Origin of the sequence: Polaribacter uvawellassae, from assembly GCF_039748955.1 — a bacterium.
In the GTDB taxonomy this organism is placed as follows: domain Bacteria; phylum Bacteroidota; class Bacteroidia; order Flavobacteriales; family Flavobacteriaceae; genus Polaribacter; species Polaribacter uvawellassae.
In genome coordinates this window covers 440978-466490 of the sequence record NZ_JBDIZN010000001.1, presented here as the reverse complement: position 1 = coordinate 466490, position 25513 = coordinate 440978, and the positions used below count along the sequence as shown (strand labels likewise).

The 25513-nt window shown below is 29.7% G+C and carries 26 protein-coding genes; 17 read left to right on the top strand and 9 right to left on the bottom strand.

What is annotated here, in order from left to right; all coding sequences use genetic code 11:
• Positions 1–67 precede the first annotated feature (67 nt).
• From ABDX67_RS02195 to ABDX67_RS02185, 3 genes are read left to right on the top strand one after another with little or no spacing between them, the layout of a single operon-like run.
• A complete protein-coding gene (locus tag ABDX67_RS02195) occupies positions 68–616 on the top strand; it encodes an RNA polymerase sigma factor (protein ID WP_347173218.1) in 549 nt (182 codons plus the stop codon).
• 4 nt (positions 617–620) lie between these two features.
• Positions 621–1250 (top strand): tetratricopeptide repeat protein, encoded by a 630-nt coding sequence (locus ABDX67_RS02190; RefSeq protein ID WP_347173216.1) that lies wholly within the window; start codon positions 621–623, stop codon positions 1248–1250.
• 24 nt (positions 1251–1274) lie between these two features.
• Positions 1275–4061, top strand: a complete 2787-nt coding sequence (locus tag ABDX67_RS02185; protein ID WP_347173214.1) for a CHAT domain-containing protein — start codon at positions 1275–1277, stop codon at positions 4059–4061.
• Position 4062: 1 nt separating this feature from the next.
• On the opposite strand, the gene ABDX67_RS02180 is transcribed toward ABDX67_RS02185, so the two are convergent.
• Positions 4063–4632: a DUF3109 family protein gene (locus ABDX67_RS02180; protein ID WP_347173213.1), complete on the bottom strand. Its 570-nt coding sequence runs from the start codon at positions 4630–4632 to the stop codon at positions 4063–4065.
• 84 nt (positions 4633–4716) lie between these two features.
• On the opposite strand from ABDX67_RS02180, the gene ABDX67_RS02175 reads away from it, so the two are divergent.
• Together ABDX67_RS02175 and ABDX67_RS02170 are read left to right on the top strand one after the other, a co-directional pair.
• Positions 4717–5301, top strand: a complete 585-nt coding sequence (locus tag ABDX67_RS02175; protein ID WP_347173211.1) for a MarC family protein — start codon at positions 4717–4719, stop codon at positions 5299–5301.
• Position 5302: 1 nt separating this feature from the next.
• Positions 5303–5908 carry an NAD(P)/FAD-dependent oxidoreductase gene (locus ABDX67_RS02170; RefSeq protein ID WP_347173209.1) on the top strand — a complete coding sequence of 202 codons (606 nt, stop codon included), beginning with the start codon at positions 5303–5305 and terminating at the stop codon, positions 5906–5908.
• Between the two features lie 54 nt (positions 5909–5962).
• Here ABDX67_RS02170 and glmS read toward each other — a convergent pair whose 3' ends face one another.
• The 3 genes from glmS to ABDX67_RS02155 all read right to left on the bottom strand — a co-directional run bounded on the left by glmS (position 5963) and on the right by ABDX67_RS02155 (position 10194).
• Entirely contained in the window at positions 5963–7819 is a 1857-nt protein-coding gene (gene glmS, locus ABDX67_RS02165; protein ID WP_347173208.1) for a glutamine--fructose-6-phosphate transaminase (isomerizing), read from the bottom strand.
• Between the two features lie 9 nt (positions 7820–7828).
• Positions 7829–9313 carry a DUF4270 family protein gene (locus ABDX67_RS02160; protein ID WP_347173207.1) on the bottom strand — a complete coding sequence of 495 codons (1485 nt, stop codon included), beginning with the start codon at positions 9311–9313 and terminating at the stop codon, positions 7829–7831.
• Between the two features lie 68 nt (positions 9314–9381).
• Positions 9382–10194 (bottom strand): glycogen/starch synthase, encoded by an 813-nt coding sequence (locus tag ABDX67_RS02155; RefSeq protein WP_347173206.1) that lies wholly within the window; start codon positions 10192–10194, stop codon positions 9382–9384.
• A 97-nt stretch (positions 10195–10291) separates the two neighbouring features.
• Between ABDX67_RS02155 and panC the strand changes: the two genes are divergently transcribed.
• From panC to radA, 4 genes are all read left to right on the top strand, one after another.
• Positions 10292–11131 (top strand): pantoate--beta-alanine ligase, encoded by an 840-nt coding sequence (panC, locus tag ABDX67_RS02150; RefSeq protein WP_347173205.1) that lies wholly within the window; start codon positions 10292–10294, stop codon positions 11129–11131.
• A gap of 70 nt (positions 11132–11201) precedes the next feature.
• Positions 11202–11552, top strand: a complete 351-nt coding sequence (gene panD / locus ABDX67_RS02145) for an aspartate 1-decarboxylase (RefSeq protein ID WP_347173204.1) — start codon at positions 11202–11204, stop codon at positions 11550–11552.
• A 2-nt stretch (positions 11553–11554) separates the two neighbouring features.
• Positions 11555–12505, top strand: a complete 951-nt coding sequence (locus ABDX67_RS02140) for a lysylphosphatidylglycerol synthase transmembrane domain-containing protein (protein ID WP_347173203.1) — start codon at positions 11555–11557, stop codon at positions 12503–12505.
• Positions 12506–12614: 109 nt separating this feature from the next.
• Positions 12615–13973: a DNA repair protein RadA gene (radA, locus tag ABDX67_RS02135; RefSeq protein ID WP_347173202.1), complete on the top strand. Its 1359-nt coding sequence runs from the start codon at positions 12615–12617 to the stop codon at positions 13971–13973.
• Positions 13974–14056: 83 nt separating this feature from the next.
• Here radA and ABDX67_RS02130 read toward each other — a convergent pair whose 3' ends face one another.
• Both ABDX67_RS02130 and ABDX67_RS02125 read right to left on the bottom strand, forming a co-directional pair.
• Positions 14057–14803, bottom strand: coding sequence for a uroporphyrinogen-III synthase (locus ABDX67_RS02130; RefSeq protein WP_347173201.1), 747 nt, complete (start codon positions 14801–14803; stop codon positions 14057–14059).
• 15 nt (positions 14804–14818) lie between these two features.
• Positions 14819–15460, bottom strand: a complete 642-nt coding sequence (locus tag ABDX67_RS02125; protein WP_347173200.1) for a DUF4271 domain-containing protein — start codon at positions 15458–15460, stop codon at positions 14819–14821.
• 84 nt (positions 15461–15544) lie between these two features.
• Here ABDX67_RS02125 and ABDX67_RS02120 point away from each other — a divergent pair, with 84 nt between their 5' ends.
• The 3 genes from ABDX67_RS02120 to ABDX67_RS02110 are packed head-to-tail and all read left to right on the top strand — an operon-like array spanning position 15545 to position 17959.
• Complete coding sequence (locus ABDX67_RS02120; RefSeq protein WP_347173199.1) at positions 15545–16264, top strand: polyprenol monophosphomannose synthase; 720 nt, start codon at positions 15545–15547, stop codon at positions 16262–16264.
• Between the two features lies 1 nt (position 16265).
• Positions 16266–17603 carry a dihydroorotase gene (locus ABDX67_RS02115; RefSeq protein ID WP_347173198.1) on the top strand — a complete coding sequence of 446 codons (1338 nt, stop codon included), beginning with the start codon at positions 16266–16268 and terminating at the stop codon, positions 17601–17603.
• A 2-nt stretch (positions 17604–17605) separates the two neighbouring features.
• The gene (locus ABDX67_RS02110) at positions 17606–17959 is read left to right on the top strand and encodes a DUF4296 domain-containing protein (RefSeq protein WP_347173197.1); all 354 of its coding nucleotides are present in this window, start codon (positions 17606–17608) and stop codon (positions 17957–17959) included.
• Position 17960: 1 nt separating this feature from the next.
• On the opposite strand, the gene ABDX67_RS02105 is transcribed toward ABDX67_RS02110, so the two are convergent.
• Entirely contained in the window at positions 17961–18977 is a 1017-nt protein-coding gene (locus ABDX67_RS02105; protein ID WP_347173196.1) for an SDR family oxidoreductase, read from the bottom strand.
• An 83-nt stretch (positions 18978–19060) separates the two neighbouring features.
• Here ABDX67_RS02105 and tyrS point away from each other — a divergent pair, with 83 nt between their 5' ends.
• Positions 19061–20356, top strand: coding sequence for a tyrosine--tRNA ligase (gene tyrS / locus ABDX67_RS02100; protein ID WP_347173194.1), 1296 nt, complete (start codon positions 19061–19063; stop codon positions 20354–20356).
• A 206-nt stretch (positions 20357–20562) separates the two neighbouring features.
• Here tyrS and ABDX67_RS02095 read toward each other — a convergent pair whose 3' ends face one another.
• A complete protein-coding gene (locus ABDX67_RS02095; RefSeq protein WP_347173193.1) occupies positions 20563–21006 on the bottom strand; it encodes a YHS domain-containing (seleno)protein in 444 nt (147 codons plus the stop codon).
• A gap of 158 nt (positions 21007–21164) precedes the next feature.
• A complete protein-coding gene (locus ABDX67_RS02090) occupies positions 21165–22139 on the bottom strand; it encodes a LuxE/PaaK family acyltransferase (protein ID WP_347173192.1) in 975 nt (324 codons plus the stop codon).
• Between the two features lie 173 nt (positions 22140–22312).
• Between ABDX67_RS02090 and ABDX67_RS02085 the strand changes: the two genes are divergently transcribed.
• The 4 genes from ABDX67_RS02085 to ABDX67_RS02070 all read left to right on the top strand — a co-directional run bounded on the left by ABDX67_RS02085 (position 22313) and on the right by ABDX67_RS02070 (position 25482).
• Positions 22313–22648, top strand: coding sequence for a hypothetical protein (locus tag ABDX67_RS02085; protein ID WP_347173191.1), 336 nt, complete (start codon positions 22313–22315; stop codon positions 22646–22648).
• 103 nt (positions 22649–22751) lie between these two features.
• A complete protein-coding gene (gene amaB / locus ABDX67_RS02080; protein WP_347173190.1) occupies positions 22752–24293 on the top strand; it encodes an L-piperidine-6-carboxylate dehydrogenase in 1542 nt (513 codons plus the stop codon).
• Between the two features lie 117 nt (positions 24294–24410).
• On the top strand, positions 24411–24995 hold the full coding sequence (locus tag ABDX67_RS02075) for a peptidylprolyl isomerase (RefSeq protein WP_347173189.1): 585 nt from the start codon (positions 24411–24413) through the stop codon (positions 24993–24995).
• A gap of 106 nt (positions 24996–25101) precedes the next feature.
• Complete coding sequence (locus ABDX67_RS02070; protein ID WP_347173187.1) at positions 25102–25482, top strand: DUF4890 domain-containing protein; 381 nt, start codon at positions 25102–25104, stop codon at positions 25480–25482.
• Positions 25483–25513 lie beyond the last annotated feature (31 nt).

Here is a 25513-nt window from a genome sequence, read left to right as displayed (position 1 = left end):
TAGAGAAAGGTTAACATTTTTTATTTATTTTTAAATTTCTGTTTACTTTTCAATTTTAGAATCATTAATGAACAAACATCAACTTGTAGCTCTTTTAAAAAACGCTGATAAAAAGACGTTGTCTAGCTTTTATATAGATAACAGAGCTGCTTTTATCAATTTTGCTAAAAAGTTTCACATTTCTGATGATGATATTTTAGATGTGTATCAAGATGCAATTATTGCGATACAAGAAAAAGCGATACAAGGCAAAATGGATAGTTTAACCTGTTCTGTAAAAACCTATTTATTTGGGATTGGAAAATATATGCTGTATGAAAAAGCAAGAAAAAACAATAAAAAGGTTGTAGATTTTCCTATAGAAAAAGAAGGTTACAATTTTAAAGCAATTAGTGATGTATTTATTAAAGATGATGAAAAAACTGAACTACAAATTTCTTTAGAAAAAGGTTTTGAAACGTTAGGTAAAAAATGCAAAGAAGTATTAACCCTTTTTTATTACAGAGGTTTTACGATTGATGAAATTGCAAAAAAATTAAATTATAACAACAAAAATGTAGTAAAAAGTCAAAAATCGAGATGTATAAAACAACTAAAAGAAAACATCAATTTATAGCCTGATGAAAGATAAAGAGTTTGATAAAAATTTGCAGAAAGCAATAACAGCATCAGAAAGAAAGAAGCAGAAAAGGTTTTTAAAATCTGTGGAAGCATCTTTAAATGATGTAGATGTAAAGCCAAAAAAAGTAAGTTGGTTGGTTGCTGCAGCAATTGTTGTTTTGATTGGTTTAAGTAGTTATTTTACACTATTTAATACGTCCTTATCTTCAGATGAATTATACAATAACTATTATACACCTTATAAAAACGTTGTTGAGCCAATTGTAAGAAATCAAACAGAACTTTCTAAAAAAGCACAGGTTTTTGCTGATTATGAATTAGGTAATTATCAAAATGCAATAGTTGGTTTTAATCAATTAAAAAAACAAGATTCTGTTGCTATAAATACCATCAATTTTTTCAAAGCAAACGCCTATTTACAATTAAAAGAATATCAAAAAGCTCAAACTCTTTTCAATCAAATTATTGAAACCGATACTAAAGAATGGAAACAAGAAAGTAATTGGTATTTGGCATTAATAGCTTTAAAATTAAAGGATAAAAATTCTGCAAAAGAATACTTACAAAATTTACAAAAACAAACATTTAAAAATAAAGAACTTAAAGATTTGCTAGATAAACTTAAATAATCTTTATATTAAAAAAAACTAAAAATGACCATCAAATCAAAAATAATTTTACCTTTCTTTTTGGTTATTTTAGCTTTTAATTCTCACATTTTAATTGCGCAACAAAGTTCTTCAAAAAAAATTATCAAACAATTAGATAACTTATTGCGCTTAAACAAATTAGACAGTGTTGTTACTTTATCAAAAACATTTTTAGATGAATTAAACCCTAAAAACTCTAAAGACAGTTTGTTCTTCGCAAATTTATATTTCTATAATTATTTAGGGCGTAATTATGCAAGTGGAAGTATAAAAAATAAAGAATTTCTATTAAAAAGTATTTCTTATTGTCCGAAATCAACTCCTGGTGATAGTCTAAAAGCAGTTCTATACAATAGTAAAGCTTATTTAGAATACAATTTAGGAAAAACGATGAACAGTTATAAAAGCATCAATAAATCATTGAACTTACTAGAAGAAATTCAAAATCCAAACGCTGGTTATATTATGGGTGCTTACCTTTTGTTATCTAATATAAACGCATATTATGGGAATTTTGAGCAAGCCAAACATTATATGCGTTTAGCTGAAGGAATTTACGCAAAAAACAAAAAGTTTATTGATAAAAACACGTGGGAATTAAATGGCAATAATCATAGATTAATTGTAATAGCAAAGTATAGAAAAATATATATGTTTTGGAAATTATCTAAAACTTCTGCGGATAGTTTACAACTTGTAAACACTATGAAGGAATTAGAAAAAATACACTCAAAACCTGATTTTCATAAAGAAGAAAGAATTTATTATAGCACAGCATTAAACCACGTTGGAGATTGGTATATTTCTAATAAACACGATTCTTTAACTACACAAAAAGCTGTAAAAACAGGTTTAAAGTATTTATTAAAAACACATTATTTAGTAGATAAAAAAGGGTATCCAGGAACTTCTTGGGCAATAAAATATAACATTGCAAAAGGTTTTACAAGAAGAAATCAACTAAAAAAAGCAGATAGTACAATGGCTGTTTTATTTAATGGTATTTCGAAAAATGATGGGAGAATTCCTTTTTTTCTTGCACAAAAAGGATTGATAAAAGCAAAGAAAAATGAAAAAGATAGTGCGTTGTTTTATTTTTCTAAAATAGTCAATAAGATACATCAAGGTAAAGATTCTTTAAAAGCTGATTACAGTAATTTTATACCAAGTAAGAATTATAACGAGACAAACTTATTAATTAGAATATCTGAAGAACTTAACTATTATTACCCAAAAGATACTCTTATAAATAAAAAAGTTTACCAGATTTATACGATTGCTTTACAACAATTTGAAAATAGTTATTTAGATATAAATTTTAACGATAAACAAAATAAACAACTGCGTAAAATTATTCAGGGAATATTAAAAGGTAAAAAAACAGGCCACCAAAATTTACAGGAAAAAACTATTTTAAACAAGTTTGAAATTTTTAAAAATCAATTGAATTGGAAAAAATTTTACGAAAGTAGATATACCAATATTTTACCAGAATTAGATGCTGTAAAACAAAGAAAACAAGCATTAGCTTCTTTACTAAATAAAGCAAAAATTGCTGATAATTTTGTACAAGAAGATTCTATACAACAATTAATAAATAAGCACGAAAACTATAAGAATAAGCAATTTCCACAGTTAAAATTATTGACTAATGTTGACTTTTCTATTGAAAAACTTCAAGAAGATTTAAAACCAAATGATGTTATTTTAAAATATATTTTGCTAGAAAATGAAATTGCAATGTATCAAATTTCTAAAGCCGATTTTAAAGTTAATCTATTATCTTGGACAAAGAAAGAGGAAAATAGTCTAAAAGAATTCATCAAAAAAACACGAAATAGAAATTATGATCTGGCTTTAGCAAATCGGTTAGGCAAAATTTTACTTCCTAAATTAGATGATAAAACAACGAATATAATTATCAATCCAGATGGAATATTATTTAATCTTCCTTTTGAAATTTTAAAAACTAAAAATAAATTTGCAACTGAAATTTATAACATTAGTTACACTTCTAATTTAGGTTTTATCAACTATAAAACCGAAAAATTATCTCCTTTAAAAAATACACATATTTATGCGCCACTTTATACAAAAGCAAATTCTAATTCTGATGTAAGAAACAAAGTTTCATTTTTAAAAGGAGCAAATAAAGAAGCAGAAAGTATCAGCAAACTGTTTCCTTCAAAACTTTTTAATGATGAAAGTTTAACAAAATCAGAGTTTATTAAAACTGCAAATAAAGCCAAGATTTTGCATTTAGCAATGCATGCAGATGTCAATTATAATTATCCCCAATTAAGCCGTTTACTATTTAGTAACAATAATAAAAATGAAACTGAGCATTTGTATTTAGAAGAATTATATGGTTTAAGTTTACGTGCAGATTTAGCTATACTAAGTGCTTGTAATACTGGTATTGGTTTAGAAAAAAATGGAACATTAGAATCTTTTCAAAGAGCATTTACATTTGCAGGTGTACCAGCAACAGTTGCAAGTTTATGGGAAGTTCCAGATTTGGCAACAGAGCAAATTATGGTGCTTTTTTACAAAAATTTAAAAGCAGGACAAACAAAATCTGAAGCACTAAAAAACGCAAAATTAAATTTCAGAAATAAAAATATTAACAACAAACTATCTGAACCGTTTTTCTGGTCTGGATTTGTTGTTTATGGTAATAATACACCTATAATAAAGAGCAGTAATACTTCTACAATACTCTATATAATTATTGTAATAGTTTTTATTGCTACTATAATTTGGTATTGGAAAAGAGAAAATTTAAAGTAAGTTATTTGAATTGCTTTTCTGCTACTTTTTCTAATTCAGCATACCAATCTTCTCCAAATTTTCTAACCAAAGCTTGCTTTACAAACTTATATACTGGCACTTGTAATTCTTTTCCTAAAGAACAAGCGTCATCACAAATTTCCCATTTATGATAATTTACAGCAGAAAACTCAGCATAATCTCTAACTCTAATAGGATATAAATGACAAGAAACAGGTTTTTTCCAATCTATAATTCCTTGGTTATATGCTTCTTCTATTGCACATAATGCTGTTTTATTTTCATCAAAAATTACATACGCACAATCTGCATTGTTAATTAATGGTGTTTCTAATTCTCCAAAATCACTTGTAACCCAAGTTCCTTCTTTTTCAATAACGTCAATTCCTTCTTGGCGTAAAAAAGGTTTTACCTTCGGATAAATTTCTTCTAAAATCTTGGTTTCTTCTTTTTCTAATGGTGCGCCAGCATCACCATCAATGCAACATGCACCTTTGCATGCAGATAAATTACAGACAAAATCTTTTTGAATAACGTCTTCAGAAACGATTGTTTTTCCTAGTTGAAACATATCGCAAAAATACATTTATTTTACAATTATTCACTTTAAATCAATCTAACTTACCTAATTTTGCCAATTATAAAATCAACCAAAATGAATTTAGATTTTAAAGAAATTTTCACAGCCTTTATGGTTTTGTTTGCTGTAATTGATATTGTTGGTAACATTCCAATTATTATTGATTTACGGAAAAAAGTAGGTCATATTCAATCAGAAAAAGCATCTATTATTGCAGGTATTTTAATGATTCTTTTTCTGTTTCTTGGTAAAAGTTTATTAAGTTTAATTGGAATTGATGTAAATTCTTTTGCCGTTGCAGGTGCATTTATCTTATTTTTTATCGCTTTAGAAATGATTTTAGGAATTACCTTATACAAAGACGATGGAGACGCATCACCAATTACAGCATCTGTTTTTCCATTAGCTTTTCCGTTAATTGCTGGTCCAGGAAGTTTAACAACCTTGCTTTCTTTAAGAGCAGAGTTTAGCATAGAAAACATTATTGTTGCAGTACTTTTAAATGTTATTGTAATTTATATTGTTTTAAAAACTTCCTCTAAAATTGAGCGCATTATTGGTCAAAACGGAATTAGTATTATTAGAAAAGTATTCGGAGTTATTTTATTAGCAATTGCCGTAAAACTTTTTGCTGCAAATATTAAAGCATTATTTATTTAAAATGATTTTTGATTCACTTATTATTGGAGGCGGAGTTGCAGGAATGCAATGTGCTTTGGTTTTGGGTTCTGCTAAGAATAAAACATTTGCTGCCAATAAAAAAATTGGAATTATTATCAATCAAAAAGCATCACATTTACAAAACGCATTATTTAATAATGTGTTGGGTTTAAATCCAAAAACATTAGGAAAAGATATTTTAGAAGATGGTAAAAAGCAACTTTCTGAATTATATCCTGATGTACATCAAATAGAAAATGAAAAAGTTTTTTCTGTTGAAGATTTTAAAGGTGGATACAAAGTGGTTACAAATAAAGGGATTTACGAATCTAAAATTGTTGTAGTTGCTTTAAATTATTCAAAACCTTTTTTAATAAAAGGATTAGACAATTATATAATTCCGCACAAAAAAGCAAACCCTAAAAAAGATAGAATCCAGATACAAAACGAAGATTTTTTAATAAAAGACGGATTGTATGTTTGTGGTACAATTGCAGGAATTAGAAGTCAATTTGCAATTGCTGCTGGTAGTGGAGCAACTGTAGCAACAGATATTTTAACACTTTGGAATGATGGAAATCACACCAAAGTTCATGATAAAATCTAACCAAAAATCCAGCTAATTAGCTGGATTTTTAATATAATTTTTTCTAAAAATAAATTACTCTACAGTAACTGATTTTGCTAAATTTCTTGGTTGATCAACGTTTCTACCTAATAGTACCGCAATATGATACGATAATAATTGTAACGGAATTGTTGTTAATAAAGGTGTAAATGCCTCTTCTGTATCAGGAATTTCAATTACATGATCTGCAATTTCTTTTACCGTTGTATCACCTTGAGTTACAACAGCAATAATTTTTCCTGCTCTCGATTTAATTTCTTGAATATTACTTACAACTTTTTCGTAATGTCCTTTGCTAGTTGCAATTACAAAAATTGGCATATTTTCATCAATCAATGCAATTGGACCATGTTTCATTTCTGCTGCCGGATAACCTTCTGCATGGATGTAAGATATTTCTTTCAGTTTTAATGCGCCTTCTAAAGCAACAGGAAAGTTAAAACCTCTTCCTAAGTACAAGCAGTTTTTTGCATCTTTATATACAGATGCAATATGTTTTACTTGATCATCTATTTTTAATAACTCTTCTACTTTACCAGGAATTAATTGTAAGGTTTGTAAATATGAATGAAAAGCTGAATTAGAAATTGCTCCTTTCGCTTTCCCTAATTTTAAAGCGATTAAAGACAACACCGTAATTTGTGTTGTAAATGCTTTTGTAGATGCAACTCCAATTTCTGGTCCTGCGTGCGTATAAGCTCCTGCATGTGTTTCTCTAGCAATTGATGAACCTACAACATTACAAACACCAAAAACAAAAGCTCCTTTTTCTTTTGCCAATTTAATTGCTGCTAAAGTGTCTGCTGTTTCTCCTGATTGTGAAATTGCAATAACAACATCTTTTTCAGTAATAATTGGGTTTCTATATCTAAACTCAGAAGCATATTCAACCTCAACAGGAATTCTTGCTAGATCTTCAAATAAATATTCTGCAACTAAACCTGCGTGCCAAGATGTACCACAAGCAACAATAATAATTCTATTAGCATTTAAAAATCTTTCAATATTATCATCAACACCAGCCATTCTAATAATTCCTTCATCTGGAAGCATTCTACCACGGTACGTATCGATAATTGCTTTAGGCTGCTCATGAATTTCTTTTAACATAAAGTGGTCGTAACCACCTTTTTCTATCTGTTCTAAACTCATTTTTAATTCATGAATTTTAGCAACTGCTATAGAATCATCATGAATTTTGCGAACTTTAATTCCTTTATCAAGTTTTATAATTGCTAGTTGTTCGTCTTCTAAATAAATAGCGTCTTTAGTATATTCTAAAAAAGGCGATGCGTCTGATGCTATAAAAAACTCTTTGTTGTCTTTTCCTACTCCAATTGCAATTGGGCTCCCTAAACGAGCTACAACAATTTCATTTGTTTTTGTTTTATCAAATACAGCAATTGCATATGCACCAATTACTTGTGTTAATGCTAACTGAACTGCTTTCCCTAATTTACATCCTTCTTGTTTTTTTACTTCTTCTATTAAGTTTACTAAAACTTCGGTATCTGTGTCGCTTTTAAAAGTATAACCTCGGTCTAATAATTCTTTCTTTATGGTATCATAATTTTCTATAATTCCATTATGAACAATTACAAGCTCACCAGACATTGATGTATGTGGATGAGAATTTACATCGTTAGGAACACCATGAGTTGCCCATCTTGTATGACCAATTCCAATATTTCCTTTTTTTGTATCTGGATTTTCATCCGTTATTTGTTTTAAGTCAGCAACTTTTCCTTTTGTTTTAGAAACGTGAATATTTTCTCCGTCAAACATCATAATACCGGCACTATCATAACCTCTGTATTCTAATCTTTGTAATCCATTAACAACAATTGGATATGCCTCTCTATAGCCTATATAACCTGTAATTCCACACATAGCAATGCTTTATTTTTTAATTGAGTATGATATTTTTAATTGAGCTTTTCTTGCTCCATTTACATTTGAATGATTTAATAGCGTAACCACTTTTGGATTCCAACTATAATTTGTAATTAAAGTATCTGTAGCTGTAGTCGGAAAATCAGAGGAATTATACACTTTAAGTCCTAAATTTGGATTATAATTTGATTCTCCACTTAATAAATCAGAAATATAATCTGTAATTTTAAAAGTATAATAATCTGGTTTATCATTATTTATAACCAGCTTTCCACCAAAAGATTCTACTCCTTCAGTAACTACATCTTTAATTTGAGATTTTGGGCTACCATCTTTATACAAAAACAACCTATAAGGAGTTACAATTGTATCTGTTCCTACAATATTTTGATTGACAAAAAAGTTTAAAGCTGCATCATTAATTAGCCAATTTTTATTTCTCAAAGCAGTCAATTCGTTTGCAGCAAGTAATTCTACTTGAGCCATATTTCCTGCTGTTCCTTGTAAAACAATATTTCCATTATTTGGATATGCTTTTTCATTCATTTTATAAACACTTGTGCTAAAATTAGAAAGCAAAAATGAATTTGATTTTTCTATAGTATCTAAAACGATTGTTCCGCCTTTTAACACTGTTTTAGTATATCTAACCTCAATTGAAGGTCTTAAACTAAGATTTGGTTCATTTATTTTAAATGAAATTAAAGAACCTTCGTTTCCACTTGCTTGAATATAAAGTCCTTTAAAGTATTGTTCTAATGCATCTTGAGTTTCAAATTTAGGAGTTTCATATTCGTCTACAAAAATCTGTTTTATTTTAGCTTCATCTAAAGTAACTCTAGCAAAAGGATTATTATTTGATAACCTAAGTGTATCTGTTTTATAAACAGTTCCGTTACTCAACCTTCTTTTAAATACCATTAATGTGTCTGTTGCATTTGGTATAAATGGGTAATTTACTTGAGCATTTAATTCTCCTGGAAGAAGTTGGTATGTTCTGTCTGATTGAAAATTACTTGCTTTTGATGGATCAACCGGGTCTAAACGACTCATATAAGTATCTGTTCTATACAAATTAAGAGTAAAAGGTTTTGTTTGATCTCCAATAATTGAATCTAAAATATATTCTGATGTTGTTCCTGTCTTTAAAGTTGCTTGATAGGGTAATTTTAAAAACACAGTATCTATTGTTGTTACAACAGTTGTATCATTTCCGTACACTCTTTCGGCATTGTTTTTAAATTTAATTCCCTCATCTAGTGCTAATTGAGACACAATTGATGCTTCAATTTTTTCGTAATTTGGATTATTATAAACACCTAGAAGGTATTGACTAAGTGATCCTCCAATAGTTAAACCATCTGCTCTAACACTTGTAATTTGTTTGTTTGTTATTACAATGTCTATAATTGTATCTTTAGTTTCAAACTTGGTGTTACTTACTACTGAAGTTGCAATGTCTTGAAAATCTTTTTCACAAGAAACTACCATTGTTATAAACAATATAAACACGCTAATATATGCACTCTTTTTAATCATTCTTCCTTTAAAATAATGGGTTATTTTGCTAAAACTTCGTTAGCATAAAAATTTAAATAAGCTTCGGTTAGGTTTTCTTCTGTTTGATAGTCTAATACTGGTTTATTGTTATTTTCAATAAAACTAGTTAATTCATCAGAAATACTTTCGCTTCCCTTAATTACTGCATCAGAATTTTCTATTGCGCTCTTAAGGATGTTTGTATGGTTAGGTGTTTTTAATCCAACAACTTTACTTGCATCAATTTTATCAAATTTAATTTTATCTGCTAATGATGCATTTAACGTTCCTTCAAAATCATTATTGTAAATAGAGGTTACAATTTTACTTTCTGTAAACAACGGTTCTTCTTTGTAAAATTCTTTTAAATATAACGGCAATAAAGAAGCTAACCATCCATGAATATGAATAATGTCTGGCGCCCAATTTAATTTTTTTACAGTTTCTATAACTCCTTTTGCAAAAAAGATTGCTCTTTCGTCATTATCCTCAAATAACTGATCATCTTCATCTGTAAAGATTGCTTTACGCTTAAAATATTCTTCGTTATCAATAAAATAAACTTGCATTCTTTCTTTCGGAATTGATGCAACTTTAATTATTAATGGCATATCCATGTCATTAATAATCAAATTCATTCCTGATAATCTAATTACTTCGTGTAATTGATGTCTTCTTTCGTTAATAACACCAAATCTTGGCATAAAAATTCGTGTCTGAACACCATTAGAATGTGCATTTCTGGCAGCATTAAATGCTGTTGATGCCATTTCTGTTTCTGGCAAATATGGTACTACTTCAGAGGAAACGTATAATATTCTCTTATCTTTCATTTAAATCTATCCCTTTATAAGAAGTGCAAAAATACACTTTTTTATGCTAATTTCATGTTAAAATGCTAAGTTTGCACACATTTTACAAGTACGGTTTATGCAAATTTTTAAAAAAAAGAGCGCTTTAATTCATTGTTTATCTTTACTTAAAGAAAAAAACAAGCAAATTGGTTTTGTCCCAACAATGGGTGCATTGCATAAAGGGCACCAATCTTTGGTAGAAGAATCTAAAGAAAATAACGATTATACTGTTGTAAGCATTTTTGTAAATCCTACTCAGTTTAACAATACTGATGATTTAAAAAAATATCCAAAAACGCTGGATAAAGATTTAGAATTACTAGAAAATATTGATTGTGATGTTGTTTTTATTCCAACTGTTGAAGAAATTTACGCACAAACTGTGGTTTCTAAATCCTATTCTTTTGACGGAATTGAAAATCAAATGGAAGGAAAGTTTAGAAAAGGACATTTTGATGGCGTCGCAACAATTGTACAAGCATTTTTTGAAATCATAAAACCAAATAATGCATATTTTGGTGAAAAAGATTTTCAGCAATTACAAGTTGTAAAAAAACTAGCAGAAAAAGAAAATATTCCTGTAAAAGTTATTGGATGCCCAATTTATAGAGAAAACGACGGTTTAGCAATGAGTTCTAGAAACATTCGCCTTTCTAAAGAACAAAGAAATGAAGCTCCTTTTATCTATCAAACCTTAAAAAAAGTAGTCGGTTTTGCTAAAACTAAATCGATAAAAGATATCTATGCTTTTGTAGAAAGTGAATTCGCCACAACTTCATTGGAGTTAGAATATTTTACAATTGCAGAAGAAAATACATTAATGGAGGTCTCAAAAATTAATTTTGACAAAAAAAACAGAGCGTTTATAGCTGTTAATATTGGCGGAATTCGATTAATCGACAACATTTCTTTATAAAGAAAAATCACCTTTTCCCTTTTTGTTTTTTTTAAGATACAATTACATTTAAAAGTTTTATTTTTGCCGCATGTTAGTGCAAGTAGTAAAATCTAAAATTCACCGAGTTAAAGTAACGGGTGCAGATTTAAATTATATAGGAAGTATTACCATTGATTTAGATTTAATGGAAGCTGCCAATATAATTGAAGGAGAAAAAGTGCAAATTGTTAACAACAATAATGGCGAACGATTAGAAACCTATGCCATTCCTGGTAAAAGAGGAAGCGGAGAAATTACGCTAAACGGAGCTGCTGCAAGAAGAGTTGCAGTTGGCGATGTACTTATTTTAATTACTTATGCGCTTTTGAATTTTGAAGAAGCTAAAGAATTTAAACCATCTTTGGTTTTCCCAAACGAAAAAACAAATACACTTAACTAAGCTTGAACAAATCACTAAAGAAAATACTAAAAATTATATTACCTCTTGTTTTAGGAGGATTTTTAGTGTGGTATTCTTTATCAAATATTTCAATTGCAACATTAGTTTCTTATTTTAAGAATGCTAATTATTGGTGGATTGGTTTAGGATTATTATTCGGAATTCTAAGTCATTTATCTAGAGCTTATCGTTGGCGATTTATGTTAGAACCTATTGGATATAATCCTAAATTAGGAAATAGCATATTAGCTGTTTTAGTTGGATATTTAGTCAATTTAGCAATCCCAAGAGCCGGAGAAGTTTCTAGAGCTGCAGTATTAACAAATTACGAAAACGTTCCGTTTGAAAAAGGTTTTGGAACTATTGTAGCAGAACGAATTGCTGATTTAATTATGATGTTAATTATCATTTTAATTACTCTTTTTGTCCAATTCGATTTTATTTACGATTTGCTTACCAAAAATTTTGATCCAACAAAAATCATCCTTTTAGTTGCTCTTTTAATTATTGGGTTCATCGTTTTTACATCCTTTGTAAAAAATGCAAAAAAAGGATTTCTACTTAAAATTAAAACCTTTGTTTCTGGTTTGATTGAAGGTGTTACAAGCATTTTTAAAATGAAAAACAAATGGGCATTTATATTTCATACGGTGTTTATTTGGGCAATGTATGTTGCAATGTTTTGGGCTACAATTCCTGCAATTGAAGGTTTAAACGTACCTATTGGTGGTGTTTTAATTGGTTTTATTGCTGGCGCATTTAGTATTGCTGCAACAAATGGCGGAATCGGTTTATATCCTGTTGCTGTAGCTGGAGCTTTGGCTTTATTTGGTATTTCTGAAGAACCTGCTACTGCTTTTGGTTGGATTATGTGGACAGCGCAAACTGCTATGATTATCATTTTTGGAGGACTCTCTTTTTTAGTGCTTCCTATCTATAATAAAAATAAGTAATTGGATAAAAATTCACTTGCCTTTGTGAGTTTACGAAGGAATCTCATAAAAAACAAATTAGTTATCACCCATAAACTTTGTAACTTTACAACTTTGAAACTCTTTTTAAATGGCTAAAGTAAAAACTTCTTTTTTTTGTCAAAACTGTGGAGCACAAACTCCAAAATGGACAGGACAATGTTCAACTTGTAACGAATGGAATACGATTGTTGAAGAAGTTATTCAGAAAGAAGATAAAAGAAATTGGAAACAATCTACTTCTTTAAAACAAAAGGCAAAACCATTACGAATTGATGAGATTCAACTAAATTCAGAAGAGCGAATAAAAACCAACAACAACGAATTAGATACGGTTTTGGGCGGCGGTTTGGTAAAAGGTTCTGTAACGCTTTTAGGAGGTGAACCCGGAATTGGAAAATCAACTTTATTGTTACAAGTTGCTTTGTCAATTTCTCAAAAAGTATTGTACGTTTCTGGTGAAGAAAGTCAGTCTCAAATTAAAATGAGAGCCGAAAGAATTGACGCTTCAACATCTAACTGTTTAATCTTAACCGAAACCAACACACAACAAATTTTTAAAAATATAGAAGAAATTCAACCCGAATTTTTAATCATAGATTCTATTCAAACTTTACACACAGAATCTATCGATGCAACTCCCGGAAGCATTTCTCAGATTAGAGAAACTACAGCAGAATTGATAAAATTTGCTAAAGAAACTGCAACTCCAGTTTTATTAATTGGTCACATCAACAAAGAAGGACAAATTGCTGGACCAAAAATTTTAGAACACATGGTTGATGTTGTTTTACAATTTGAAGGCGATAGAAATCATACGTACAGAATATTAAGAGCACAAAAAAATCGCTTTGGCTCTACAGCAGAATTAGGAATTTACGAAATGTTATCTGATGGATTACGTGAAATTTCAAATCCGTCTGAAATATTAATTTCTAAAAAAGATGCTGATTTAAGCGGAACCGCAATTGCATCAACATTAGAAGGAATTCGTCCTTTAATGATAGAAATTCAAGCATTAGTTAGTACTGCAGTTTATGGAACTCCGCAACGCTCTACAACTGGTTATAATTTAAAAAGATTACACATGATTTTGGCTGTTTTAGAAAAAAGAGCTGGATTTAAATTAGGAGCAAAAGATGTATTTTTAAATGTTACTGGCGGAATTAATGTTGATGATCCGGCAATAGATTTGGCAGTTGTTGCTTCTATTTTATCATCAAATGAAGACATTGCAATTTCGCCACAAGTTTGTTTTGCGGCAGAAGTTGGTTTGGCAGGAGAAATAAGACCAGTTTCTAAAATAGATCAGCGTATTAGCGAAGCAGAAAAATTGGGCTACACAAAGTTTGTTGCATCAAAATACAATAAAATAACAACTAAGAATCGTAAAATTCAATTGATTCTTGTTGGAAAAGTTGAAGAAGCATTTGCAACATTGTTTGCATAAAAAAACCGAACATTTCTGCTCGGTTTTTATCAACTTATATTATATGCTCAAACCAAATTTGTCAGGTTGAGCACGGTCGAAACCTATTTTTTATTTACTTCTTTAATGTACTTTTCTAATGCCATCGTCATTGATGGTGTTTCTGGTGCGGGCGCCATAATATCACACTTTAAACCAGCATCAGTTACCGCTTTAATTGTTGAGTTTCCAAAAGCAGCAATGCGTGTATTGTTCTGTTTAAAATCTGGGAAATTCTGAAATAAAGAATCTATTCCAGATGGACTAAAAAACACTAAAATATCGTAAAACACATCTTCTAAATCAGATAAATCACTTACTACAGTTTTATATAAAGTAGCAGGTTTCCAATTTACACCTAAAGCATTTAATTCTTCAGGAATTAAATCTTTTAATTTATCAGAAGCTGGTAATAAGAATTTTTCGTCTTTGTGCTTTTTAATCAATTTACATAATTCTGGAAAAGTTCTGTTTCCTACATAAATTTTACGTTTTCTGTACACAACATATTTTTGTAAATAATAAGCAACAGCTTCAGACTGACAAAAATATTTCATAGAATCTGGAACTTTAAAACGCATTTCTTCTGCAACTCTAAAAAAATTATCTACAGCATTTCTACTAGTCAGTATAATTGCAGTGTGTTGATTTAAATCAATTTTTTGAGCCCTAACGTCTTTTACTTCTACACCTTCTACGTGAATAAAAGATCTAAAATCAACCTTTACTTTCTGTTTTTCAGACAAGTCAAAATAAGGTGAAGTTTCCGTTTTTGGAGCTGGTTGCGACACCAATATTGTTTTCACTTTCATATATCTCCTTTTTTATTAAACAGTTATTTTATAAATAATTAACAACGGTGCTATTTCAAGTGCGCAAAGGTACAAAATAAAATAAAACAACTTATTAATAATCAAGTTTTTGTTATTTATAAAAGTTAGTACAATACTTAATGTAAATAAGATAACAAAGACCGTTAATAATGCATAAACGGTTAAAAAACTATATGTTGTAAATATTAAAATCGGAAAAAGAAATAAAGCAATATTATATGAATATCCCCATTTTGCGGCAATAAGATGCGCTAATTCAGTTCTTATTTCTAACAAATGACATAAACTAAAATCTAACGCAATAAATACAGTAAAATAACTAAAAACAAATGCTGTTATTTTTAAGTATAATTGAATATTAAGTTCGGTTTCAGGGAAAAAAAATACTGTTGAAAGAGTAAATAATAATGCATACACTAAAACAGAAAACAGAAATAAAATAATATTAAAACCATTAAAAAAGGAAGCTCGTTCTTCTACTTTTTTCTCAATAAAACCTTTTAAAAAGAATGCTCTAGAATATTCAAAAAGTTTTTGTTGATTTAACGTTTTTAAAACAACCAACAAAAGTAAGCCTAATATAAAGACAAGCGTTAGCCAATTATTAGAGAAATCTATACGTTCTATAGCTTGCATTAAATTGTTTTTATGAAAAATATAACACAAAATTAGTGATAAAATAGCGTATATTTGTTACTCTTATTTTTTATTAGTAAAAAAATGTCTGACGCTTTAGTAATCATTCCTACATACAACGAAAAAGAAAATATCGAAGCGATAATTAGAGCTATTTTTAAACAAAAGAAACCATTTCATATTTTAGTGGTTGATGATAATTCTCCTGACGGAACTTCAGCTATAGTTACACATCTTATCAACGAGTTTCCTGATACATTATTTATTGAAAATAGAACTGAAAAAAACGGAATTGGAACTGCTTATATTCACGGATTTAGGTGGGCAATTGAAAAAAAATATGAATACATTATAGAAATGGACGCAGATTTTTCTCACGATCCAAAAGACCTGATTAGATTATACAATGCCTGTTCTAAAAACGGCGCAGATTTATCAATTGGCTCTAGATATTCTAAAGGTGTAAACGTTGTGAATTGGCCAATGAAACGTGTTTTACTTTCGTATTTTGCCTCTAAATATGTGCGTTTTATAACCGGAATTCCAGTTCACGATACAACCGCAGGTTTTGTATGTTATAAAAGAAAAGTTTTAGAAAAAATTCAACTTGATAAAATTAGATTTGTGGGCTATGCGTTTCAAATAGAAATGAAATTTAAAGCTTGGAAACACAAGTTTAACATCAAAGAAGTTTCTGTAATTTTTACTGATAGAACTTTAGGAGAATCTAAAATGAGCGGATCAATTGTGTATGAAGCATTGTTTGGCGTATTAAAATTAAGACTAAAAGGAATCCCAAAATAAAATGAATAGAACGTTAATTAAAAATGCTCAAATAGTAAATGAAAATGTTGTTTTTAAAGGCGATTTACTAATTGAAAATAACATTATAAAAGAAATTTCTAAACATATTTCTGCAACAGAAAACACAAAAATTATTGATGCAAATGGCAGTTTTTTATTGCCAGGTTTTATAGACGATCAAGTGCATTTTAGAGAACCAGGATTAACACATAAAGCAAATATTGCTACAGAAAGTAAAGCAGCAATTGCTGGCGGAATTACTTCTTTTATAGAAATGCCAAATACGGTTCCGCAAGCTACAACGCAAGAATTACTTGAAGATAAATTTAAAATTGCTTCGCAAGATTCTTATGCAAATTATTCATTTATGTTTGGCGGCACAAACGATAATTTAGAAGAGTTACTAAAAACAAATCCTAAAAATGTAGCCGGAATAAAACTATTCTTAGGTTCATCAACAGGAAATATGTTGGTTGATAATGAAGTGGTTTTAGAAAAAATATTTTCATCTACAAAAATGTTAATTTCGGTTCATTGCGAAGACGAAGCTACCATCAAAAAAAATACAGAACATTACAGAGCGATTTATGGCGATGATATTCCGTTAAAATTTCATCCAATTATTAGAAGCGAAGTAGCGTGTTATTTATCATCTTCAAGAGCAATTGAACTGGCTAAAAAAACCGGAGCAAGATTGCATATTTTTCATTTATCTACAGAAAAAGAAACACATTTATTTAGAAATGATATTCCTTTAGAAGAAAAACAAATTACAGCCGAAGTTTGTGTGCATCATTTATGGTTCTCTGATGAAGATTATAATGAAAAAGGAACGTTGATAAAATGGAATCCAGCAGTAAAAACGGCAAATGACAGAGCCGGTTTATGGAAAGCGTTGTTGGATGACAGAATTGATGTTATTGCAACCGATCATGCGCCACATACAATCGAAGAAAAAAATAATGTATATACAAAAGCTCCGAGTGGTGGACCTTTAGTGCAACACGCATTATATGCTATTTTAGAAAAAGTAAAAGACGGAACAATTTCTATTGAAAAAGCAGTAGAAAAAATGAGTCATAATCCGGCTAAAATCTTTAAAATTGAAAAACGTGGTTTTATAAAAGAAGGTTTTTATGCCGATTTAGTTTTGGTAAATTCTACGCTTTCAAACACCGTTTCTAAAGATACTATTTTATACAAATGTGGTTGGTCTCCGTTTGAAGGAACTACATTTTCATCAACAATTACACATACTTTTGTAAACGGTAATTTGATGTATGATAACGGAAAATTTAACGAAGAAATAAAAGGAGAACGCTTAGTTTTTAATCGATAATTATGAAGAAAATTGTATTCTTTTTTATTGGAATTATAGTAACTTCTTGCACAAGTAACACCATTTTAGAAAAGCCCAAAGATTTAATTCCGAAGGATACAATGGTGCTTTTATTGACTGATTTATTTATTGCAAAAAGTGCTTTTAATGAAAAGAATACACAAAATAATCGCAAGGTAAATTATATGCCTTTGGTGTATAATAAATATAAAATTGACAGTACTCGATTTGGTAGTAGCAACTTTTATTACACTTCTAAACTCGAAGAATATGAGTTAATTTATCAAGCTGTAAATGACAAATTACTTGCAAAAAAAGCTGAGCTAGAAGAAAGCCTAAAAGACAAACCAGAATAATTTATTTTGCTATGTTTTCTTTTTTATAAATAGCGCAAACTTCTTCAATTACCTCTTCTGTTGATTTAAAATTAAATCCGATTTTCTCAATAATTTTTTCTGAAGAATAATATGTTTTTCCGTGTAAAGAATTTATAGATTCTTTAGTAATTAAACGTTTTTTTCTAGTGATAAAAGTAACAACAGCGTCTGCTCTTCTCAATATTTTTGAAAGTGTTTTTGAAATACGAATTGTTGGCGGTTTTTTACCAAACTGATTAGCAATTAGCGTAAAAATTTCTCGAAATGAATTGTTTTCTGCAACTAAAATAAATTGCTCATTTTTCACTGAACTTTGGGTTAATTGAATCATTGCTTTTGCAACATCTTTTACGCCAACAAAACCTGTAACTCCTTCAGAATAAAAAGAAAAGCCTTTAGCTACTTTAGAAAATAATTGTCCGGTGTTAATATCCCAAAAACCTGCGCCTAAAATTACTCCAGGATTTACAATTACAACATCAATTCCTTCTTGACTTCCGCGCCAAACTTCCATTTCTGCGCCGTGTTTTGTAATTGCGTATCCGTTATTATTAGACTCTTTATTCCATTCGTTTTCTTCGGTAACAATTTCGTTATTTATAGCATTTCCAATTGCAGCAATAGAACTTACATAACACAATTTTTTTACAGAATTGCTAATACATTTATTTACAATATTTGCTGTTCCTTCAATATTTATTTGACGCATTTTTCTGTAATCTTTGGCATCAAAAGAAACTAATGCAGCAGCATGATACACAATTGAAACGTCTTTAAAAGCTTCGGTTAATGATGGAATGTCCGTAATATCAGCTTGTATCCAGTCAATTTTAGAAAAGTGAGAATCTACATCATCTGTAAAATAAGAAAAGATTCTTTTTACAACTTCAAAACTTTTTTCGGTTCTGTAAATTGCTTTAATTTTCTCTTTTTTTACCGTTAATTGATATAATAAATGCGAACCAACTAAACCTGTGCCTCCTGTTACTAAAATCATTGCTAAATTCTAAAAATCCTAGATGCTAAAATAGTTTTTTTTGAAGGATAAAAGTATCTTTGCTCTCTCATAAATTATTACTGATGACAAATTTTGTAGAAGAATTACGTTGGCGTGGATTATTACATGATATCATGCCAGACACCGAAGAATATTTATTAAAAAACAAAACTGCTGGTTATATTGGCTTTGATCCAACAGCAGATTCTTTACATATTGGTAGCTTAGTGCAGATTATTATTTTAATGCATTTTCAAAAAGCTGGGCACTCTTCTATCGCTTTAGTTGGTGGTGCAACCGGAATGGTTGGTGATCCTTCAGGGAAATCTGCAGAACGTAATTTATTGGATGAAAAAACCTTAGCGAAAAATATTGCTGGAGTTAGAGAAAACTTAGAACGTTATTTAGATTTTGATGAAAATACTTCTGAAAACCCGGCAGAATTGGTAAACAATTACGATTGGATGAAAGATATTTCGTTAATTGATTTTGTTAGAGATACTGGAAAACACATCACTGTTAATTACATGATGGCAAAAGATTCTGTAAAAAAACGTTTGAACGGAGAGTTTGCAGAAGGAATGAGTTTTACAGAATTTACATATCAGCTTTTTCAAGGATACGATTTTTATCATTTATACAAAGAAAAAAATTGTAAACTGCAAATGGGCGGTTCTGATCAATGGGGAAATATTACAACCGGAACAGAATTAATTAGAAGAAAAGCACAAGGAAAAGCGTACGCAATTACTGTTCCTTTAGTTACAAAAGCAGACGGAACAAAATTTGGAAAAACCGAAGGTGGAAATGTTTGGTTAGATGCAAAAAGAACATCGCCTTATAAATTTTACCAATATTGGTTAAATTCTTCGGATGAAGATTCTGAGAAATACATTAAAATATTTACTTTTTTATCTAAAGAAGAAATTGATGTTTTAATTGCAGAGCATAAAGAAAATCCGCATTTGCGTTTGTTGCAAAAGAAAATTGGAGAAGAAGTTACAGTAATGACGCACGGACAAGAAGCGTATGAAAATGCTATAAAAGCTTCAAATATTTTATTCGGAAAATCTACTTCTGATGATATTAAATCCTTAGATGAGCAAACTTTTTTAGATGTTTTTGAAGGAGTTCCGCAAGCATCTGTTAGCAAAGAAGATGTAGAAAATGGATTAGATATGATTGGCGCTTTGGCGGCAAAAACAAATTTTTTAGCATCTAATTCTGATGCACGAAGAGCCTTAAAAGAAAATGCTGTTTCTGTAAATAAAGAAAAGGTAAAAGAAGATTATACAATTACCTCTACTGATTTAATTGCAAATAAATATGTGTTATTACAACGTGGAAAGAAAAGTTATTTTTTATTAAACGTTGAGTAATTTATTATAATACTTTCATTTTAAAAGAGTAACGAAGAGGAATCTCATAAATTATACTTCTATTTTATAAGGTTTCTCAATCGCTTAAAAAAAGCTCATTTCGAAATGACATTTGGTATTTTTTTCGAGTTAAATGTCATTCCTGCGTAAGCAGGAATCTAAACAAACCTTTATAGGGATTCCTTTTTCCACAGGAATGACAAACGTTAATTCTTTTTTAACTTTTCCCAGTTTTTATCTGCAGATGTTTTTAATTCTTCTGCGCCTTCTTTGGTCCAAAGTTTTAAAGTGTTTGTTCCCCAAGAGTTGTAAAACAAATATAATTTTCCGTCTCTAATTTCAAATGTTTTTGGATTGATAGAAACTTTTTCTCCGTTTTTACCAATTGCGTATGCGCAATATCCGCCGTATTGTGGTGTATATTTTTGTGGAGCTTTTTTAAAGGTTTCTAAATTTTCTTTTGTAGAAAACATAAACTTTACACCATCAAAAGTAGTTTGAAATTTCTTATTTCCTTTTTCTGCATTGTTGTTAAAATACTCTACAACATCATAGCCTTCGGCGATAAAATCTTTTTTAGTGTTATAATCTTGTTGGGCAAAAAATGTGGTTGAAATCGTAATAAATAGTAGTGTGATAAATTGTTTCATCGAAATTAGTTTTGCTAATAGTCGATGAAAATGTTCGGAAATTACAGAAAAAAATATTACAGTTTCGTTAACTGTATTTTGATATGAATTTGTTTCAATGATTTGGATCGGCACAGTTAACGAAGTTGCCAAAAAGTTTAGAAACAAACTAATTTCTACTATAACACCATCAAATTACAACCTCTAATATCAGAATTATCAAAGCGTCCAATAATTTCGAAACTTCCGTTTTGGTGTACTTTCCCTAAATCTTGCGTTGCAATAAAAGAACAGGAATTGTAATTGGCTAAATCAATGACGTTAATTCCGCCTGTTTTATTGGGCTCTTGAATGCTTAATGCATCTTCGGTATCGCGCGTTAAAATTTTCATCCAAGGCGGACAATCGAAAACTCCGTTTTCTTTAGAGTACGCTTGACTTAACAATTCTGTCATTCCGTATTCGGAATGAATTTGAGAAACGCCAAATCCGTTTTTAAGAATGGTGTGTAATTCCTCACGAATCAATTCTTTTCGCCTTCCTTTCATTCCGCCAGTTTCCATTACGATAGTGTTTTTTAAATCGAATTGATATTCATCAATCAAATCTAACAAGGCAAAAGAAACACCAATTAACAACACTTTCTTTTGGGATTGATTTAAGCGAAGTAACGTCTCAGATAATTCTTTTAAATTGTTAAGGTAAAATCCGCTTTCTAGTTGATTGGATTTTTCAATCAAATCATTGACCATATACACTAAAGACGAACCTTTTCGTTCTAAATAATTTGGTAACAATGCCAAAACTGTATATTCTTTTATGTCACCATAAAAATGATGAAAGCCTTTTAAATAACTTTCTTCATACAAAGAGATATCGGTTACAAAATGTTTACTTGTTACGCTTCCTGTAGTTCCTGAACTTGAAAAAGTTTCTTGGATTTTATCTAAAGAAGAAAGTATTTTTCGAGATTTAAAAAACTGAATTGGTAAAAACGGAATGTCTTTTATTTCGGTAATATCAGAAGGATGAATGTATAATAAATCACAAAAAGAGCGATATACTTTATTATTCTTAAACTGATGTTTAAAAATAGTTAAAGCAACTTCATTAAAGTTTTTTGAGCTATTTATATTAAAAATTGTACCCTTCATGTATTGCAAAAATAGTTGATAAAAATATCTTTATAGAAGATTTGTTAATATTGTTAAAATTGTTTTTTAAATTCGAACTTGGTATTATTTTTGTGAAGCTAAACTATTATCAATAGCTTTTTATTTCGGTAAAGAAGCGTTGTTTTTATTAATCCCCCTAAATTAATATTTGTATGAAAAAATACAAGCTTACTACGTACAGAACTATAACTGGTTCTAAAGATGTTCTTGAAATACCTAAAAAAAGATCTGGTCAATGGATTCTTTATAAAAACGATGAACCTACTTATTTTGTTGATTGTTTTGACTTTAAAGAAGAATCAAATTTAATTCTAAATAATTTAATTCTTAGCGAAAGAAATACAATTAATGATGTACTTAAAAGAATTAAGAAAAAGAAAAAAATAAAACTTACTTTAGAAACACCTCCACTTCTAGAAATTAAAATAAAAACTGAAGTGAAGGAGTTAGATTTACAACCTTTGCCAGAAGAATTGTTGCAGTTTTAATGTTTGATATTAAACAATCTTTTTAGGTTTTGTTTAATTTATTATCTATTAAATTATTTGTATTTTTGATGTTCTATTTTAATAATTAAAAAAGAACTACAAAATGAGCGAATTTGGTATAAAAGAAGCCTTACAACAATTAGGTGTAAAAGATATAAATAACGGAACTTCTACAGGTTCAAATAATTTTTCTAACGGAGAAATTATAGAAAGTTATTCTCCAGTTGACGGTAAATTAATTGGCAAAGTAAAAACTACAACAAAAGAAGACTACGAAGTTGTCATGAGAACTGCAACTGAAGCATTTCAGTCTTTTAGAAATATGCCTGCTCCACAAAGAGGAGAAATTGTACGTCAGTTCGGAAACAAATTAAGAGAACTAAAAGAGCCTTTAGGAAAATTGGTTTCTTACGAAATGGGAAAATCTTTGCAAGAAGGTTACGGTGAAGTTCAAGAAATGATTGACATCTGTGATTTTGCAGTTGGATTATCAAGACAATTAAACGGACAAACGATTCCGTCTGAAAGACCAGGACACGTAATGAGAGAGCAATGGCATCCAATTGGAGTTGTTGGTATTATCTCTGCATTTAATTTTCCTGTTGCTGTTTGGGCTTGGAACACAGCTTTAGCATGGATTTGTGGTGATGTTTGTGTATGGAAAGGTTCCGAAAAAGCGCCTTTATGTACCATTGCTTGTCAAAATATTATTGCTTCAATTTTAAAAGAAAATAATTTACCAGAAGGAATTTCTTCTATTGTTAACGGAGATTATAAAGTGGGTGAAATGATTACAACAGATCATAGAGTTGCTTTAGTTTCTGCAACGGGATCAACAAGAATGGGAAGAATTGTAGGTGCAACTGTAGCAAAACGTTTCGGAAAATCTTTATTAGAATTAGGAGGAAACAATGCAATTATTATTACACCAACTGCAGATTTAAAAGTAGTAGTTCCTGGTGCTGTTTTTGGTGCAGTTGGAACTTGTGGACAACGTTGTACTTCTACAAGAAGATTAATTATTCACGAATCGGTATATGATAAAGTACGTGACGCAATTGTGGGTGCTTACAAACAAATTAAAATTGGAAACCCGTTAGATGAAAACAATCATGTTGGTCCGTTAATCGACAAAGATGCTGTAAACACTTATTTAGCCGCAATTGAAAAAGCAAAAGCTGAAGGCGGAAATGTATTGGTTGAAGGTGGTGTTTTAGAAGGTCAAGGTTACGAAAGTGGTTGCTACGTAAAACCAGCAATTATTGAAGCTGAAAACCATTTTGAAATTGTGCAACATGAAACTTTTGCGCCAATTTTATATTTAATGAAATATTCTGGTGAAGTAGAAAACGCAATTGAAAAACAAAATGGAGTTGCTCAAGGATTATCTTCTGCAATTATGACTAATGAACTAAAAGAAGCTGAAAAATTCTTATCCTATGCTGGTTCTGATTGTGGAATTGCTAATGTAAACATCGGAACATCTGGTGCAGAAATTGGTGGCGCTTTTGGTGGAGAAAAAGAAACTGGTGGCGGACGTGAATCTGGATCAGATGCTTGGAAAGTGTACATGAGAAGACAAACAAATACAATCAATTATTCTGATGAATTGCCTTTGGCACAAGGAATTAAATTTGACCTTTAAGAGGTTTTAAATAATTGCAAACGATAAAAAAAACCAACTCTTTTGAGTTGGTTTTTCTTTTTAAGAAAATAAATTAAATTTTATCTCTATTTTTATAGAAACAAAAAGAAAATCTTTATGAAAAAAATAATCTACTTATTCGTTCTTATTGGTATGGTTTCTTGCAGCACAGAAAAAACATATGATGTTGGACAAATTGTAACTACTAAAGGCGAAATTTTAATTTGGTTACATGATGAAACTCCAAATCACAAAGCAAGTTTTACACAATTAGCAACTGATGGTTATTGGGATAATTATACGTTTAATCGTGTAATACCAAATTTTGTTGCTCAAGGCGGTTGCCCAGACACACCAGAAGGTTTTAATGATCCAGAATATTTATTAGAACCAGAGTTTGATGAAAATTTGCGTCATGTTTATGGTGCTGTTGGAGCTGGTCGTGATGATAATCCAAAAATGCTTTCTGCTAGTTGTCAATTTTATATTGTTCAAAATAAAGACGGTTTAAGTAGATTAGATGACAAATACACCATTTTTGGAAAAGTTATTAAAGGTATGGATGTTGTAAACACTATAACAAATTTAGAGCGCGACTCAACCAACAAACCTCTTTCTGACATTTCATTAGATGTAAATATGATTAAAATGAAAGCATCCGAGTTAGAAAAGATATATCCAGAAGGTGTACAAATAAAATAATTATTAGATTAAACCTAATTAAAAAATATTAGTCTAAGCTTAAACAGGCTGGATAAAAAATTTATTTATTCTTATAACTGGTAGTTAAATTAAAAATATTTATAAAATGAAAACAAAACACTTGGTAATTACAATCCTATTTCTAATTGGAACACTAACAGTTCAGGCTCAAAGAGGTGAACGTCCAGATCCAAAAGTACAAGCTAAAACAAGTGCTGATACTTGGCAAAAAGAATTTAGTTTATCTGACGAGCAAAGAACAAAAGTGTATGATTTACTTATTAAATCCTCGGAAGACAGAACAAAAAAATTTCAAGAACTACGAAATAGTGGTGGTGGTAGAGAAGAAATGATGGAAGCATTTACCAAAATGCAAACTGAAACAGACAAAGGTTTGAAAAAAATATTTACAGACGCTCAATGGGTGATGTACGAAAAATGGAAAAAAGACAATCCACCAAGAAGAAGAGGAAGAGGGAGAAATTAACTTTTAAATCTTTAAACTTATTAAAAAAACC

Bases quoted from the DNA above. Each gene is read 5' to 3' on its own strand.
- ABDX67_RS02170 (WP_347173209.1), top strand. From the start codon at position 5,303: ATGATTTTTGATTCACTTATTATTGGAGGCGGAGTTGCAGGAATGCAA.
- ABDX67_RS02160 (WP_347173207.1), bottom strand. From the start codon at position 9,313: ATGGTAGTTTCTTGTGAAAAAGATTTTCAAGACATTGCAACTTCAGTA.
- radA (WP_347173202.1), top strand. From the start codon at position 12,615: ATGGCTAAAGTAAAAACTTCTTTTTTTTGTCAAAACTGTGGAGCACAA.
- ABDX67_RS02085 (WP_347173191.1), top strand. From the start codon at position 22,313: ATGAAAAAATACAAGCTTACTACGTACAGAACTATAACTGGTTCTAAA.
- tyrS (WP_347173194.1), top strand. From the start codon at position 19,061: ATGACAAATTTTGTAGAAGAATTACGTTGGCGTGGATTATTACATGAT.
- ABDX67_RS02115 (WP_347173198.1), top strand. From the start codon at position 16,266: ATGAATAGAACGTTAATTAAAAATGCTCAAATAGTAAATGAAAATGTT.
- ABDX67_RS02090 (WP_347173192.1), bottom strand. From the start codon at position 22,139: ATGAAGGGTACAATTTTTAATATAAATAGCTCAAAAAACTTTAATGAA.
- ABDX67_RS02155 (WP_347173206.1), bottom strand. From the start codon at position 10,194: ATGAAAGATAAGAGAATATTATACGTTTCCTCTGAAGTAGTACCATAT.
- amaB (WP_347173190.1), top strand. From the start codon at position 22,752: ATGAGCGAATTTGGTATAAAAGAAGCCTTACAACAATTAGGTGTAAAA.
- ABDX67_RS02175 (WP_347173211.1), top strand. From the start codon at position 4,717: ATGAATTTAGATTTTAAAGAAATTTTCACAGCCTTTATGGTTTTGTTT.
- ABDX67_RS02095 (WP_347173193.1), bottom strand. From the start codon at position 21,006: ATGAAACAATTTATCACACTACTATTTATTACGATTTCAACCACATTT.
- ABDX67_RS02180 (WP_347173213.1), bottom strand. From the start codon at position 4,632: ATGTTTCAACTAGGAAAAACAATCGTTTCTGAAGACGTTATTCAAAAA.
- ABDX67_RS02120 (WP_347173199.1), top strand. From the start codon at position 15,545: ATGTCTGACGCTTTAGTAATCATTCCTACATACAACGAAAAAGAAAAT.
- ABDX67_RS02195 (WP_347173218.1), top strand. From the start codon at position 68: ATGAACAAACATCAACTTGTAGCTCTTTTAAAAAACGCTGATAAAAAG.
- ABDX67_RS02130 (WP_347173201.1), bottom strand. From the start codon at position 14,803: ATGAAAGTGAAAACAATATTGGTGTCGCAACCAGCTCCAAAAACGGAA.
- panD (WP_347173204.1), top strand. From the start codon at position 11,202: ATGTTAGTGCAAGTAGTAAAATCTAAAATTCACCGAGTTAAAGTAACG.
- ABDX67_RS02110 (WP_347173197.1), top strand. From the start codon at position 17,606: ATGAAGAAAATTGTATTCTTTTTTATTGGAATTATAGTAACTTCTTGC.
- ABDX67_RS02070 (WP_347173187.1), top strand. From the start codon at position 25,102: ATGAAAACAAAACACTTGGTAATTACAATCCTATTTCTAATTGGAACA.
- ABDX67_RS02075 (WP_347173189.1), top strand. From the start codon at position 24,411: ATGAAAAAAATAATCTACTTATTCGTTCTTATTGGTATGGTTTCTTGC.
- ABDX67_RS02125 (WP_347173200.1), bottom strand. From the start codon at position 15,460: ATGCAAGCTATAGAACGTATAGATTTCTCTAATAATTGGCTAACGCTT.
- ABDX67_RS02190 (WP_347173216.1), top strand. From the start codon at position 621: ATGAAAGATAAAGAGTTTGATAAAAATTTGCAGAAAGCAATAACAGCA.
- ABDX67_RS02105 (WP_347173196.1), bottom strand. From the start codon at position 18,977: ATGATTTTAGTAACAGGAGGCACAGGTTTAGTTGGTTCGCATTTATTA.
- glmS (WP_347173208.1), bottom strand. From the start codon at position 7,819: ATGTGTGGAATTACAGGTTATATAGGCTATAGAGAGGCATATCCAATT.
- panC (WP_347173205.1), top strand. From the start codon at position 10,292: ATGCAAATTTTTAAAAAAAAGAGCGCTTTAATTCATTGTTTATCTTTA.
- ABDX67_RS02185 (WP_347173214.1), top strand. From the start codon at position 1,275: ATGACCATCAAATCAAAAATAATTTTACCTTTCTTTTTGGTTATTTTA.